General features: G+C 48.9%; 19 protein-coding genes and 1 riboswitch. Of the genes, 7 read left to right on the forward strand and 12 right to left on the reverse strand.

Features of this window, described 5'->3' with window-relative positions:
- Window positions 1–77: 77 nt before the first annotated feature.
- Complete coding sequence (locus tag ACP26N_RS12395) at window positions 78–1,073, forward strand: NAD(P)/FAD-dependent oxidoreductase (protein WP_131972356.1); 996 nt, start codon at window positions 78–80, stop codon at window positions 1,071–1,073.
- A 61-nt stretch (window positions 1,074–1,134) separates the two neighbouring features.
- On the opposite strand, the gene ACP26N_RS12400 is transcribed toward ACP26N_RS12395, so the two are convergent.
- The 4 genes from ACP26N_RS12400 to ACP26N_RS12415 all read right to left on the reverse strand — a co-directional run bounded on the left by ACP26N_RS12400 (window position 1,135) and on the right by ACP26N_RS12415 (window position 3,505).
- On the reverse strand, window positions 1,135–1,656 hold the full coding sequence (locus tag ACP26N_RS12400) for a GNAT family N-acetyltransferase (protein ID WP_426353949.1): 522 nt from the start codon (window positions 1,654–1,656) through the stop codon (window positions 1,135–1,137).
- Window positions 1,653–2,159 (reverse strand): GNAT family N-acetyltransferase, encoded by a 507-nt coding sequence (locus ACP26N_RS12405; protein WP_188004627.1) that lies wholly within the window; start codon window positions 2,157–2,159, stop codon window positions 1,653–1,655. Before ACP26N_RS12405 ends, ACP26N_RS12400 begins: the two co-directional genes overlap by 4 nt.
- Window positions 2,156–3,022 carry an NAD-dependent epimerase/dehydratase family protein gene (locus ACP26N_RS12410; RefSeq protein WP_426353951.1) on the reverse strand — a complete coding sequence of 289 codons (867 nt, stop codon included), beginning with the start codon at window positions 3,020–3,022 and terminating at the stop codon, window positions 2,156–2,158. Before ACP26N_RS12410 ends, ACP26N_RS12405 begins: the two co-directional genes overlap by 4 nt.
- Window positions 3,023–3,154: 132 nt before the next feature.
- A complete protein-coding gene (locus ACP26N_RS12415; RefSeq protein WP_012371185.1) occupies window positions 3,155–3,505 on the reverse strand; it encodes a HesB/IscA family protein in 351 nt (116 codons plus the stop codon).
- 117 nt (window positions 3,506–3,622) lie between these two features.
- Window positions 3,623–3,763: riboswitch (FMN riboswitch) on the forward strand.
- A 155-nt stretch (window positions 3,764–3,918) separates the two neighbouring features.
- Here ACP26N_RS12415 and ACP26N_RS12420 point away from each other — a divergent pair.
- On the forward strand, window positions 3,919–4,485 hold the full coding sequence (locus ACP26N_RS12420) for an ECF transporter S component (protein WP_131502143.1): 567 nt from the start codon (window positions 3,919–3,921) through the stop codon (window positions 4,483–4,485).
- Window positions 4,486–4,548: 63 nt separating this feature from the next.
- On the opposite strand, the gene ACP26N_RS12425 is transcribed toward ACP26N_RS12420, so the two are convergent.
- Window positions 4,549–4,782 (reverse strand): YuzB family protein, encoded by a 234-nt coding sequence (locus tag ACP26N_RS12425; protein WP_012371187.1) that lies wholly within the window; start codon window positions 4,780–4,782, stop codon window positions 4,549–4,551.
- Window positions 4,783–4,874: 92 nt separating this feature from the next.
- Here ACP26N_RS12425 and ACP26N_RS12430 point away from each other — a divergent pair, with 92 nt between their 5' ends.
- Window positions 4,875–5,927: an NAD(P)/FAD-dependent oxidoreductase gene (locus tag ACP26N_RS12430; protein WP_131502144.1), complete on the forward strand. Its 1,053-nt coding sequence runs from the start codon at window positions 4,875–4,877 to the stop codon at window positions 5,925–5,927.
- 15 nt (window positions 5,928–5,942) lie between these two features.
- Here the strand turns inward: ACP26N_RS12430 and ACP26N_RS12435 are convergent, their stop codons facing one another.
- Entirely contained in the window at window positions 5,943–6,248 is a 306-nt protein-coding gene (locus ACP26N_RS12435) for a DUF1462 family protein (protein WP_131502145.1), read from the reverse strand.
- A 111-nt stretch (window positions 6,249–6,359) separates the two neighbouring features.
- Here ACP26N_RS12435 and ACP26N_RS12440 point away from each other — a divergent pair, with 111 nt between their 5' ends.
- Together ACP26N_RS12440 and ACP26N_RS12445 are read left to right on the forward strand one after the other, a co-directional pair.
- Window positions 6,360–6,587 carry a NifU family protein gene (locus ACP26N_RS12440; protein WP_012371190.1) on the forward strand — a complete coding sequence of 76 codons (228 nt, stop codon included), beginning with the start codon at window positions 6,360–6,362 and terminating at the stop codon, window positions 6,585–6,587.
- Window positions 6,588–6,666: 79 nt separating this feature from the next.
- Window positions 6,667–8,015 (forward strand): IS3 family transposase gene (locus ACP26N_RS12445; RefSeq protein WP_426353953.1). Its coding sequence is split into 2 segments (ribosomal slippage): window positions 6,667–7,126 and window positions 7,126–8,015, totalling 1,350 coding nucleotides; the frame shifts between segments, so codons are not numbered across the junction.
- A gap of 60 nt (window positions 8,016–8,075) precedes the next feature.
- Here the strand turns inward: ACP26N_RS12445 and ACP26N_RS12450 are convergent.
- Window positions 8,076–8,840: a TIGR01457 family HAD-type hydrolase gene (locus tag ACP26N_RS12450; RefSeq protein WP_131502146.1), complete on the reverse strand. Its 765-nt coding sequence runs from the start codon at window positions 8,838–8,840 to the stop codon at window positions 8,076–8,078.
- A 6-nt stretch (window positions 8,841–8,846) separates the two neighbouring features.
- Window positions 8,847–9,290, reverse strand: coding sequence for a DUF86 domain-containing protein (locus tag ACP26N_RS12455; protein ID WP_131972352.1), 444 nt, complete (start codon window positions 9,288–9,290; stop codon window positions 8,847–8,849).
- Between the two features lie 154 nt (window positions 9,291–9,444).
- Between ACP26N_RS12455 and glpX the strand changes: the two genes are divergently transcribed.
- Both glpX and ACP26N_RS12465 read left to right on the forward strand, forming a co-directional pair.
- On the forward strand, window positions 9,445–10,425 hold the full coding sequence (gene glpX / locus ACP26N_RS12460; RefSeq protein ID WP_188004629.1) for a class II fructose-bisphosphatase: 981 nt from the start codon (window positions 9,445–9,447) through the stop codon (window positions 10,423–10,425).
- Window positions 10,426–10,461: 36 nt separating this feature from the next.
- On the forward strand, window positions 10,462–10,737 hold the full coding sequence (locus ACP26N_RS12465; protein ID WP_131502149.1) for a DUF3055 domain-containing protein: 276 nt from the start codon (window positions 10,462–10,464) through the stop codon (window positions 10,735–10,737).
- 45 nt (window positions 10,738–10,782) lie between these two features.
- Here ACP26N_RS12465 and ACP26N_RS12470 read toward each other — a convergent pair whose 3' ends face one another.
- The 4 genes from ACP26N_RS12470 to ACP26N_RS12485 all read right to left on the reverse strand — a co-directional run bounded on the left by ACP26N_RS12470 (window position 10,783) and on the right by ACP26N_RS12485 (window position 14,060).
- On the reverse strand, window positions 10,783–11,232 hold the full coding sequence (locus ACP26N_RS12470; RefSeq protein WP_131502150.1) for a general stress protein: 450 nt from the start codon (window positions 11,230–11,232) through the stop codon (window positions 10,783–10,785).
- An 84-nt stretch (window positions 11,233–11,316) separates the two neighbouring features.
- Window positions 11,317–11,697 carry a YutD family protein gene (locus ACP26N_RS12475; RefSeq protein WP_131502151.1) on the reverse strand — a complete coding sequence of 127 codons (381 nt, stop codon included), beginning with the start codon at window positions 11,695–11,697 and terminating at the stop codon, window positions 11,317–11,319.
- A 104-nt stretch (window positions 11,698–11,801) separates the two neighbouring features.
- The gene (lipA, locus tag ACP26N_RS12480) at window positions 11,802–12,701 is read right to left on the reverse strand and encodes a lipoyl synthase (RefSeq protein WP_131502152.1); all 900 of its coding nucleotides are present in this window, start codon (window positions 12,699–12,701) and stop codon (window positions 11,802–11,804) included.
- A gap of 63 nt (window positions 12,702–12,764) precedes the next feature.
- Window positions 12,765–14,060, reverse strand: coding sequence for a 5'-nucleotidase C-terminal domain-containing protein (locus ACP26N_RS12485; RefSeq protein ID WP_131502153.1), 1,296 nt, complete (start codon window positions 14,058–14,060; stop codon window positions 12,765–12,767).
- Window positions 14,061–14,070 lie beyond the last annotated feature (10 nt).

The raw sequence follows: 14,070 nt of genomic DNA on the forward strand, positions 1-14,070 counted from the left end.
TGTGAGATGTCCCGTACTTGCAACATGGAACCCCTCTTCCTATATAATAGAGGTATCCAACTTTAGGAGGGACTCAGATGCACCAACCATATGATGTAACGATTATCGGCGGCGGTCCGGTCGGACTGTTCACCGCGTTTTACTCAGGCATGCGTCAAATGAAGACGAAAGTCATCGAAAGTCTGCCGCAACTCGGCGGACAACTTGCGACGCTCTATCCTGAAAAATATATATACGATATTGCCGGCTTCCCGAAAGTCAAAGCTCAGGACTTAGTCGACCGCCTGCTTGAACAAGCAAATGAATTCGATCCGACTTACGTTCTCGGCGAAACCGTCCTTGCTTATGAACGACTTGATGACGGACTGATCCGTCTCGTCACGAACAAAGGTGAACACTATACGAGAACCGTCATTCTGACAGCCGGAAACGGTTCGTTTGCTGCCCGCCCGCTCGGTGTCGCCGATGCCGAACGGTTCGAAGAAAGCAACTTACACTATTTCGTCAACGAGATGGACCGCTTTAAGGACCGTCAAGTCGTCTTGCTCGGCGGCGGCGATTCTGCCGTCGACTGGTCACTGATGCTTGAGCCGATTGCAAAATCAGTTACCCTCGTCCACCGACGTGATAAGTTCCGTGCCCATGAACATACGGTCGAATTGTTGCATAACTCGTCCGTCAATGTCATGACACCGTATACACTCGAATCGGTTACCGGTGAAGACAGCATCGAAACGTTGACATTCAAACACGCCGAGACGGATGAAGTCATCGTCGTCGGTGCCGATGATGTCGTCTGCAACTTCGGTTTCGTCTCATCACTCGGTCCGCTCAAGGAGTGGGAAGTCGAATTCGAACGGAACTCGATCCGTGTCAACTCGAAGATGGAAACAGCGATTCCCGGTGTTTTCGCCTGCGGCGATATCGCGACCTATGACGGTCGTGTCAAATTGATCGCGACCGGTTTCGGTGAAGCGCCGATTGCCGTCAACCAAGCGAAGTTGCTTGTCGATCCATCGGCACGTCATCCGCAGCACTCGACAAGTCTGTTTGAAAAAGTTAAAAATCATTAAGGTATAACCAACAACAGCGCCACCTCGATTTCAGGATCGAAGGGACGCTGTTTTTTTTGACTCAACTGTCGGATGATGATTCAAATAGAATCCGATACGTATACTCGACCAGTTGTTTCCCGCCCCGCGCGATTGATTGTTCGGAAACGAGTCGTCCGCCGAAACGTTCGTAAAAGTGACGGGACGGGTTATCTGCCAGCACACTTACAATACAGGACGGGAAGCCTTTCCGTCCGAGATCTTCCAACACGTGATCAAACAACCGTTTACCGGTTCCTTGCCCCTGATGGCTTTTCAAAAGATAGAGCGCGTACAGTTCTCCTTCCGTCGCATCATTTTCCCTGTTTGGTCCACCGTTCGCAAAACCGACGATTTCGTTTGTCTGATCAAGCGCGACGAAAACCGGACCTTCGGCAAGGCTTTTCCGCCAACCCGGTTCCCGCTTCTCCTGTGACAATTGATCAAAATACGCATCCGGAATGATTTTCCGGTACGTTTCCTGCCAAGATTTAATCTGAATCCGCGCAATCGCGCCAGCATCTTCCATAACGGCACGCCGGATCGTCACAGGTCCTGATTTCATAACGGAATGACGAAACGCCGGACCGTTGTCCCGTCTTCTTTGATAAAGGATTCAATCTCTTGACCGCCGTTTGCCAGGATTACACGGCCGGATGCGGCATTCTCTGAACTGCAGGTGATCAAGACCGAGCTAAGTCCCCGCTCCTTTGCCACGCCCAGTGCTTGGCGTAATCCTTCTGTCGCGTATCCCTTGTTCCGCTCACTCGGTCGAATCCCGTATCCGATATGACCGCCGACTTGTTGCAATTGATCGTTTAAATCATGTCGGAAATTTACTGCCCCGACGATCGTTCCCCCGTCATATAACCAATACGTCGAATGGGTCACCCAATTAGCGGGCGCGATCCGTTCCTCCTGTTCCTGTTCTTCTAAAAAAATTTCCAATGGTAAGAAGGTTTTACTGACGACGCTCGGAACGATGGATTCACCGGATTCTTGCCATTCTAACAAATACTCGAGGTACTCCGGTTCTAAGCGTATCGTTGGTTTGATCAACGTAATCATTTGTGGTTACGGACCTCCTCTTCAATCAGTCGATCGAGCCAGTCGTCGACATGTTGGAAGATATAACCGGCCTGCTTGGCTGCTGTCGTATCCATATAGAAATCATGTGCCGGTGCAAGCGGTGACGGCTCTTCGCCTGCCGTCTCAAAACGCGATGTCGTTCCTGCCACGTGATCAATTTTATCCATCAAATCTTGAATCGACAACACGCCGTCACTCGCGGCATTTATCGGTCCGGTCATTGTCGAACGGCCGCACCATTCAAGGAAGGCTGCAGCTTCATAACTTGAGATGTACCCCACCTTCGCATACAAGTTTTCAGCAACGATCGGCTGATCGGCCAAAGCGCGTTTGACATGAAAGACCAGCCGTTCCGTGTAATCATCCGGTCCGAGGACAACCGGGAAACGGACGGCAATGACGGGGAAAGTCGCCCGTTGGAAGAAATAACTTTCCGCCTGACGCTTTCCTTCGCCGTAATCATGTTCTTTTTCGAGGTCGTATTTCCCGGGAAACGGATTATAGGACCGTTCGGAAACATTTGTCCCGCCCTGCTCATAGACCGACATCGTCGACGTCAGAATGTAACGACCGACTTTCCCCTCGAATGCATCAACAGCAAGCTTCGCCTGATACGGATTAAAGCAGATATTGTCATAGATGATATCCCAGTTTTGACTTCCAAGATCCTTCATTGTACTGCTTGATGTCCGGTCCCCTTTAAAAAATGTCAAGCCCTTCGCGACAGGCGGCGTATGTTCCCCACGCGTGACAATCGTCACATCATCCCCCGATTCCGCGAGCCGTAATGCCAACCGTCGACCAAAGTAGCGTGTTCCACCGAAAATCAGTACCTTTCGCATCGATAGTCCTCCCTCGTCATAGCGTGCTAACGTTCTTGTTAATTCTTCTCCACGTGCCTTAAAAAGTCCTGTCGCTTTGCGCTGAAAACAAAAAAAACGCAGACGGCATCGTCTGCGATAAAAGTTTTTTGATTAGCAACCACCGGGTGTCCCGGCATTTGTAGCCGTCCGGAACGACGTCCCGCAACCGCATGTCGCGATCGCATTCGGATTCGTAATCGTGAATCCGCCGCCGAGCATCGATTGTTTATAGTCTACTTCCAGTCCCTTGACGACCGGATAATCTTTTTGATCAACGATGACTTTAACCCCGTGTTGCTCAAAAGTTAAGTCCGTTTCTTTTTCACTGTCAAAGCCCATGCCGTAGGAGAGACCACTGCATCCGCCACCTTGAACGAGCATGCGCAGATTTTGTTCATCGTCCGGCGCCTGCAACATCATCTCTTTGACTTGGAGTGCGGCCGCTTCTGTTAAATGAATCATGTCATCACCTTCCCTTTTTTATTAGTATACGCAATTTTAAGGGGAATCGAAACCTAGTTGCTTGAAACAATCTTGAATTCGTTGTATAAAGGAGTTGTATCAAAAAAAATTAAATCGTTCCATCTTCAGGGCAGGGTGAAATTCCCGACCGGCGGTAAACAGGCGATTCGTCTGAAGCCCGCGAGCGAATAGGGCGCTATTTGCTGATTCTGTGTGACTCAGGAGCCGACAGTATAGTCTGGATGGGAGAAGATGGCGGCATGTTTCTTTCTTGAACCGGTTTTTGCAAAAATCGGTCAGGCTTAGTTTACTGCGGACTTCTCCCCTATCGAACACTTCGATGGGGGTTTATTTTGGACGCAGACATGCCAATACTTCATCGAGAGGAACGAGCAAAAGGAGATTATACTCGTATGAAACGCACACAAAAAATGGTCACATTATCCATGTTAGGTTCAATTTCGTTTGTTCTTATGCTACTGAATTTCCCGCTTCCTTTTTTACCGAACTACTTGAAGATCGACTTCAGTGACGTTCCTGCTTTGATTGCTGCCATCATGTTCTCACCGGTAGCCGGCGTCATCGTCGAAGCACTCAAAAACGTCCTGTACTACATCTTCCGCGGAAGTGGTGTTCCGGTCGGTGAACTTGCCAACTTCGCAGCTGGCGTTGCTTTCATTCTTCCGGTCAGTTGGTTCTACCATAAAAAGAAATCTACAAAAGGTCTTGCAACCGGTCTTGTCGCTGGTACAATCACGATGGCACTCGGTCTTGCAATCCTCAACTATATCTTGATTCTTCCAGCGTACGCTTGGTTCTTCGGTATGGACTACATGCTTGACCCTGCCGTCAAGTGGACGACGATCACGGCTGGTATTCTGCCGTTTAACATCATCAAGGCGATGTTCATCTCAGCACTCTTCATTCCGCTGTTCCTGAAACTGAAGCCATGGATGACGCGCCGTCAACAAACTGTCTAAGTCCGAAGCTGCGCCCGCTGACAGACACGAATCCCCGGTCTCATCTGAGACACGGGGATTTTTTTAAAGTTCATTCTCTTCGATTTTCTGATAAATCTTTTCAAGCAGTTCTTCCGGCGTCTCGCCGACAACGGTTTCCCCGTCAACCAGACAGAAATGATCGAGGGAGCAGATGCCGCAATAACCAAGACAACCATATTCGACAACATCGACATTCGGGTCCCGTTCGAGTTGTTGCATGACGACCTGGGTCCCTGTCGCTAAGTTACTGATACAAAATTCAATAATCGGATTCACTTTTTTTCCTCCTTCAGGCAGGAATTATCTTTCCTCATGTCGTATTATACAAGGTCAGACTGATTTAGGGGAACTAAGGGGGATTTTAAGTTATGAAGCAACTAGTTGTTTTAGGTGGCGGATATGGCGGTATGCGGATCTGTGAACGATTCAAGGATGAGGACGTGGCTGTGACGCTCGTCGATCGTTTACCATATCACGCGTTAAAAACAGAATACTATGCACTTGCTGCCGGAACATTATCGGACCGGGATGTCCGGATTGCGTTTCCGGAAGGAGAACATCTCTCATATAAGTATGGACATGTCATCAAGATTTCACCCGAGACGAACTCCGTCCATCTGCAAGACGGTACGGAACTTTTTTATGATGATTTAGTCATCGCGTTAGGGTGTGAAGATAAATACCATAACATACCGGGCGCACAAGAGTTTACGTACAGCATCCAGACACTTGAAGAGTCGCGCAAAACACAACAAGCGATTTGCGGACTTTCTCCCGGTGCGGTTGTCTCAATCGTCGGAGCCGGTCTATCCGGAGTCGAACTTGCCAGTGAACTGCACGAAAGCCGGAAAGATTTAAAAATCCGCTTATTTGACCGCGGACCGTCTGTCTTGTCGTTCCTTTCGGATAAGGTCTCGACCTACGTCCAGGAGTGGTTCGAGGAGCATGATGTCGAGGTCATCAATAACTCCAACGTCACATTCGTCACGGCAGATGATGTTCAAAACGGTGATGATGCCTATCCATCGAATTTGACGATTTGGACGGCCGGGACACAACCGGTCAAAGTCGTCCGTGATCTCGGTTTTGAAGCCGACAGCGGCGGACGGATCAAGCTGACGGAACACCACCATGTGCCGGAACATGAAAATGTGTTTGTCATCGGGGATTGCGCCAGCCTGCCGTACGCACCAAGCGGTCAGCTCGCCGAACATCAAGCCGATCAAGTCGTCGATGTCCTGCAGGCGAAATGGGCTGGAAAGAAGTTACCGAAACTGCCGGAGATCAAGTTACGTGGGATGCTCGGGTCACTCGGAAAATCAGATGGTTTCGGAATCGTCATGGGGAAACAAGCCTTGACAGGAAAAGTTCCGCGTCTTCTGAAGTCCGGTGTCCTTTGGAAACACAAAAAGATTAAATAAGAAAAACGGCGCCGGTCATTTCGGCGCCGTTTTTTCGATTCTTTGATCAATCGCTTGGGTGATTTTCTTCAGTTGAACGTATCCTTCATCAACCATTTCACCATCGAGCAGGACGAGCGGATAAAAATAGACATCGTCCTTTAAGGCTGTCACCCACTCATCTTCAAACGGTTCATCTTCAAAATCGACGTATTCAAATGTTAATGTCGTCCCGTATTTTCGTCCGAGAACGGCTTGCAGCCAGCTGTACGTCTCTTCGGAACTCGGTGCTCCGACACAGCTCGGACAAGTCTTCGCAGCCCCGTATACCTTGATTTCCATCCCATATCCCCCTTTTCTTTCTACACTTCTTTTTCAGTATACAAGTTTTCCAGATTGAGAACATTTTTCAACCCTGTTACAATGATTCTATAAGAAAGGATGTGTTTACGCATGGAAATGTTTGATCAAGTAAACGAAGTACTCGAAAAATTGCGTCCGTTCCTTCTTCGTGACGGAGGAGACGTTGAACTCGTAGATGTAGAAGATGGTATCGTCAAACTCCGTTTGATGGGTGCTTGCGGCAGCTGCCCAAGTTCAACAATCACACTGAAGGCTGGTATCGAACGTGCCCTGCTTGAAGAAGTAGCCGGCGTCGTTGAAGTCGAACAAGTTTTCTAATCAGTAAAATCCCCACTGACATCCTGAACTGCCCCATAAAAGTTGGACATAAAAATCCAACTTTTATGGGGTGTTTTTTATGGTCAAATATACAAAGGCGTTTAAAGTCCAGGTCGCTGAGCGTTATCTGACAGGACGAGACGGATACCGAGGTGTGGCGAAAGAATTCGGGATAACGCATAACCTGGTCCGTGAGTGGTCACATCTCTATGAGCGCTGGGGGGAAACGATCTTCGATCCTTCCTATACAACACACTCGCTGGCATTTAAACTGGAGGTATTAAACGACATGGCGACCAATAAGCTGTCCAATAGAGAGACGGCCGTAAAATACCGAATTTCCTCCCCGGGGATGATTTCGACATGGCGATCGACGTATGAACGGGAAGGGACCGCAGGTCTGGTCGCCAAACCGAAAGGACGTGCCCCGATGACGAGACGCAAGAAGAAGGATTTTGAAGAGATGACAGAAGTCGAGAAGCTCAAAGATCGGATCGAGTATCTCGAGATGGAGAACGCTGCGTTAAAAAAATTGAAAGCCTTGGTTCAAGAAGAGAATGCGCGACGAACCGGATCAAGGCACAAGTAATCGACGAATTGCGGTCAATCTATCCCGTTCCGGGACTCCTCCGCGTGCTCGGAATGGCCAGGAGCGTCTATTACTATTGGCGGACGCGCCTGACGGGCGAAGACAAGTATGCGGAGGTGAAGGCAGCCATCCATACCCTCTTCCACGAACACGAGGGACGATGTGGTTATCGTCGCATCCACGCACTTCTCGAACGCCAGGGCTTCCGGCACGATCCGAAGACCGTGCGCCGTCTCATGAACGAGCTCGGTCTCAAATGTCTCGTCCGCATGAAGCGATACCGCTCCTATAAAGGACGGGTCGGAGAGGTCGCACCGAATCTTCTCCAACGGGACTTCAAGGCCACCGGCCTGAACCAGAAATGGGTGACTGACGTCACTGAGTTTCACCTGTTCGGTGAGAAGCTCTACCTGTCGCCGATGATGGACTTGGGAAACCGTGAGATCATTGCCTATACCCTATCGGACCGCCCTACATATCGATTCGTTGGTGAAATGTTAGACAAGGCAATCGGGAAGCTCGACGGGAAAGCCCGACCAATCCTCCATTCCGATCAAGGGTGGCATTATCAATATAGAGCGTTCACTGGTACGCTCCACGAGCACGGCATTACGCAAAGCATGTCCCGTAAGGGCAACTGTCTCGACAACGCAGCCATCGAAAGCTTCTTCGCCGTGCTCAAGTCAGAGCTCCTGTATCTCAAGGAGTTCGATGACATGGACCACTTCAAATGTGAGCTCGAGCGTTACATCGAGTACTATAACCATCGTCGTATCAAGAGACGACTAAAAAACCTGAGCCCGGTGGAATACCGGACTCAGGTCCTCAAGGTCGCCTGACAAATTATTTATTGTCTAACTTTTTTGGTTCAGTTCATCCGTCAATGGGGATTTTTTTGTTTAGAGAATCCATTCCGCCAGCGTATCGACCATATAGGTCGGTTGCGCGTCTTGTCCTTGAATGAAGACCGGTGTATGGACGCCGGAATTGACATGCATCGTCCGGATGCCACCATTGATGCCGAACAAGATGTCCGTATGGTAGTTGTCCCCGACCATGATGAGGTCTTCTTTCGCAAGTCCAATCATTTCTGCTGCGATATTGACCATGACCGGTTCCGGTTTCCCGATATAAAACGGTTCTTTTTCTGTCGTCACGCGTAAAACGGATGTTAATGCGCCGTTCCCCGGTAAGAATCCGCGTTCTGTCGGAATCGCGATATCTCCGTTCGTCGAGATAAAACGGGCTCCGCTCCGAATCGCGAGGGCTCCGACCGCTAACTTCTCATACGTAATCTGACGGTCAAGACCGATGACGACATAGTCGGCATGCTGGTCTGCGACGACCTGTAAGCCTTGACGCTCAAGAGCATCAATCAGCCCGCCTTCTCCGATTGCATAGACCTTCGCACCCGGATCGAGTTCTGCGATGTAGCGACCTGTCGCCATCGCACTTGTTAAGACGTGTTCCGCGTTCGAGTGGACACCCATGCCGCGTAATTTTTCCGCGACCGCTTCTGCCGTCATCGAAGCATTGTTCGTGACGAACAGATACGGTACGCCTTCTTCCTGCAACCGGTTCACGAAATCGACTGCTTCTTTGACCGGTTCTGTCCCGTTATACATCGTACCGTCTAAATCAAATAAATATCCTTGTGCTTTCATCCTGGCTCACTCCTCATTTGGTAAAAATGCAGAGACGGGTCCGAGTTCTGTCTCTAAATAATGTCGGACGGCGTCCGGAAAACGACGCAATTGCGTTTCTTCCTCAAAAAGAACAGTCCGGATCTCTGCCGTACTCGATGTCGTAAATTCACGGACGATTCGTGTCCGCAATGCAACGATCCGTTTTAAGCTCGTCGCAAGTGACGCATCGATGACCCGTTCATCTTCTAAAATCATGACGATATCTTCATAACTTCCCGGATCACGCATGATGAAACCATCAATCATACTGTTCCCGATATCGATGATACTTTCAATCACTAAAAACCCGATCCGTTCCCACGCAAGTGAAACTGTCAAAGCATCCCCCGTTAACTCTTTGCTTTGACGCAATGCCGTTTCAAAACAAACAACGGTTTGTTCAATCTTTTCACGATTTACAAAATACACCTTACATTCCCCCTCACATCCTTCATTTTAGCTCTATCGGCGAAACATGAAAAGCAGAAAGGCTGTTTGCATCACATTGTCCAATGTGTTATCCTCAATTTAGATTTTTACGAAAATAGTATGTCACATTAAGTGACTTGGAGGTTATTCATAGATGGAACGCGAATTAGCACTAGAAATCGTCCGAGCAACAGAAGCAGCTGCACTGGCATCCGCCAAATGGATTGGCCGGGGGAAAAAGAACGAAGCCGATGATGCGGCAACAACGGCCATGCGCGAAGTCTTAAACACAGTCAACATGGCAGGAACGGTCGTCATCGGTGAAGGAGAACTCGACGAAGCACCGATGTTATTCATCGGCGAAAAAGTCGGGACGTCAAACGGACCAATCGTCGATATCGCAGTCGATCCACTCGAAGGGACGAACATCGTTGCCAAAGGTCTCGGTAATGCGATGGTCGTCATCGCGGTCGCCGATCAAGGTGCCTTGTTACACGCACCGGATATGTATATGGATAAACTGACCGTCGGACCGAACTTAAAAGGCCATGTCTCACTTGACGATCCGCTTGAATTCATCATTCAAAAAGCAGCGGAATTGAATCATAAACGGATTGAAGACGTCACCGTCATCATGCAGGACCGTCCACGCCATGACCACTTCCGGGAAGCCGCGATGCGTGTCGGTGCCCGTGTCCGTCTGTTTGAAGACGGCGATGTGTCAGCAGGAATCGCTCCGCTTTCGCCATCGACAGGAATCGATATCTTCATCGGAACCGGTGGGGCACCGGAAGGCGTCATCACGGCAGCGGCCGTCAAGGCGATGGGGGGCGACATGCAGGCCCGTCTGCACCCGATGAATGAGGAAGAAACGGCACGTGTCATCCGGATGGGTCTTGCCGATCCGCTGCAATTGTTGACACTCGATGACCTGATTAAAAGTGACGACTGCATCTTTGCTGCAACCGGCGTCACAACCGGCGAAATGCTCGACGGAGTCCGTTTCTTGACCGATGATATCGTTGAGACGACATCACTCGTCATGCGCTCAAAAACACGGACAATCCGGAAAGTCATCGCAGAACACAGCCTTTCACGTAAACCGTACTTGCAAAAGGTTCCCCAAACCCTTTAATCTAAGCAGAGATGAAGGAAATGAGGGAACTGACAGATGATGCAAGAACGTGATTTTTTATATGATGACGTCGAACAGACGAAAACCCGATTCGTTTGCTGGATCGGAGAGACGAGCCGGTTTGATTTAGCGATCACCCATTCCGAACATTTTTTCGGAAAGATTTTAGTGTTGAATCTCTTATCGAACCGGTTTGCCATCATCGGTACGGATGACTTTGATGAACCCGGCTATATCGCTCATGCCTTTGATTTAGAGGATGAAGCGGCGGATGAACTTGAAGGATACTTACGCGACTATATCGGTCTGTAAGCAAAAGAACAGCCAATTCCCGAGGGAGTTGGCTGTTTTTTACTGTTACAGTAACCGGTCGTTCCGCTCATTGAGTGTGTTAGGACCGCTAAAGACGTTGGTATTATCTGATTCATCGTGGGCTTTACGTTCAGAATGTTGATCCGCTTCGTCGCCGACGAGTAAGACGAATTGTCCCTCTTCCGCTGCTTTGTTGGCACGGTTGACATCATCTTTCGTCAAGCCGCTTGCTTCGAGAACATCACTGTGTGAAGAACCGGCACTGTCTTTTTTAAAGATCCCTTTGATCTCCTGCCACAGATTCATGTGTTCTTCTTGCGACAGACGTGTTGATGTTTGATGATTATTCAAATCTGCCAATTCCTCGATTTGTTCCAAATCATATCGATCATGGGCAATGACTTTTAAATCCGTTGATACAACACCTGCGACACGTAAATCATGAACAGCACTGACGACTTCTGGTACTGAATGGTAGATTCCGACGATTCTCATGGATAGTTCCCCCTATAGGTGCGTGATACTATACTATTAGCCGAAATCACCCATTCAGAAACGTCTTTTCAGATGTCATTTTGATTACTGCTCTTCTTCCGTCTCTTCTTTCGCCGCCGAAAACTTCCGTTTCAGTTTTAACGTATTCGCTGAAGATCCGTCGAAGCGAGGTGGTGCTTCTTCTCCTTCTACGAATTCCATCCGTTTGACGATAAAATAGGCACAGCCGAAATTGCAGTATTCGTACAAATAATCCGCCACATGGGAGATTTTTGTATCGAACGTTGCTTTTTCATGGTTATCTTCATAGAAACCACGGAGCCGCAATTGTCCGTGTCCCCAGTCTCCGACGATGTAGTCATATTTTTCGAGCACATCGCTAAAGCGGCCGATGAAGGCTTCTTCGTGGAATCCTTCCCGTTTTTCTTCGACGATTTCATATCTTTCACGATTGACTTGTATCATTTTTCCACCCCCTGCTTCTTTTATCTTACCATAATCATGATTGAAAACGAATCGTCAGACAGCAGAAAACCGTCCTCGCAGATGGCGCGGACGGTCTGTCAGTATCAATCAATCGGTAGAGCAGCCTTATTTTTTTTCGCAGCATTGACCTGTTCGTCGGCGTGATAAGACGAACGGACAAGCGGACCGGCTTCACAATGCGAGAACCCTTTTCCGAGCGCAATCTGCTTGAGTTCGGCAAACTCTTGCGGCGTGTAGTACTTGATGACATCCAAGTGCTTTTTCGTCGGTTGGAGATATTGACCAATCGTCATGATGTCGACATCATTCGCCCGTAAGTCATCCATCGTCTGTAAGATTTCTTCCCATGTCTCACCAAGACCTAACATCAGACTCGATTTCGTCGGAATTTCAGGAGCCAGTTCTTTTGAACGGCGCAGGAATTCAAGTGTCCGATCGTATGTTGCTTTCGCCCGGACGGTCGGTGTCAGACGACGAACTGTCTCAATGTTATGGTTCATGATGTCCGGCTTGGCTTCGATCAGCGTCTGCAACGCTTCGAAGTTCCCACCCATGTCGGACGGTAAGACTTCAATTGATGTTTCCGGGTTCATGCGACGGACTTCCCGTACCGTCTCTGCATATACCCCTGCCCCGAAATCATTTAAGTCATCACGCGCAACTGCTGTGATGACGGCATGCTTCAGATTCATCAGACGAACGGATTCCGCAACGCGTTTCGGTTCTTCTAAGTCAAGTTCATTTGGACGTCCTGTCGTCACGGCACAAAAACGGCATGCACGTGTACAGATGCTTCCAAGAATCATGAATGTCGCCGTCCGGCGCACAGCCCAACACTCGTGAATGTTCGGACATTTTGCTTCCTCACATACCGTGTGAAGCTTTTTTTCACGCATCATACTTTTGAGTTCTGTGTAAGTCTCATTCGTGTTCAGCTTGATTTTCAGCCATTCTGGTTTACGTTGTATCTCTCTGCGTCCCATGAATCGGTTTCCCCCTTTATCCGTAAAAAACTGACCTGATTTCTGTTACAGTATAACAAATATTCAGTGTTTGCGGATGGGTAATTCACCAAATTCTGACTGCTCCGATAGGCGATCAAAGAGCAGATCCCGTAACAATTCCGGCATGAAATATTCTTTCGGCATTTCTTTGATTTCCGGAAATAAAGGACCAAATGTAAACATATCCGGAAGGACCACGGTGTAATGTTTTTCGTCATCCAGATGTTGACGGTTTCCGGCATAATGCATCTTGCCCATCAGCTTCCCGCGGAAACCAAGTCCGCGGACTTTTAATTGTTCAAAGCGGTTCGTATCGACTTCGGTGATGAATTGTTTTAATTCAACCCCCGTCATCGTCACTTTACACGGATTGATCGGATGCGGACAAAGCCGGTGTAAATCGTAAGACGAGACCGGTCCCGGGGACAATGAACCAAGAAGCATACCGGCCGGCACACAGGCAAGATCCGCCTGACACCAGTCCCGCATCGTATCGGCAAGCAGCTGTGTAAACGGTGATGGATTAAACCAGTCATTCGCTAGACCTGATGTCCGGCCAATCGGTTGTTTCATCTGACGTTCTGCTAAATACTGTTCTTTATCGAGTAAGACCGTTGTCGCCTCGTCTGCCGGATACGCTTCAAGCGCATGCAGGACCGCCTCTTTTTCGCCTGTATCCGTGTTTAAGTAGATTTCCCCTGCGTACTGACCATACTTTCCAGCCTGGGCAATCAACACACCGTTTTTGACGACCCCGTCATCGAGGACGTGATGCGTATGCGCTCCGATGATCAAATCAAGCTCCGGGAACCGTTCCGCCAGCTCTTCGTCCTGATAAAAACCGAGATGACTGAGACAGATCAGTACATCGACCTGATCCCGCAAGGCTTCGATTTCGCGGGCAGCTGCTTCAAGTGGATTTTCAATCGACCAACCGAGTAAATCGTACAATTCATAATACGGCGCCGTCAGCCCAAAGATGCCGACTTTTCCTGTCGGTAATTCCTGAATCATCCCGGCTTTGGCGAACGGAGCCGACAAGTTCGAGACTAGAACCGGGAACGTCGCATCGCTGTATAGTTCCGCCAGCCATTCATGCGGAAATGTGATGCCTTCATTGTTTCCGATTGTGACTGCTGTAGGGTCAAGTTCGTTTAACAGGTGCGTATTGATTTTTCCTTGTGTCGCTTCCGTTGCTGGTGCAACCCGGTCGGCATGGTCCCCCAAGTCAAAGACGAGGGAGTCATATGTCCGGTGTTCTTTCATAAACGACATATAGCGAGGCCACATATCAAAGTGTGAATGCAGATCGTTATAATGAATGACGTGTAACTTCACGCATAAGCCT

Origin of the sequence: Exiguobacterium sp. R-39, from assembly GCF_049942815.1 — a bacterium.
GTDB lineage: Bacteria > Bacillota > Bacilli > Exiguobacteriales > Exiguobacteriaceae > Exiguobacterium_A.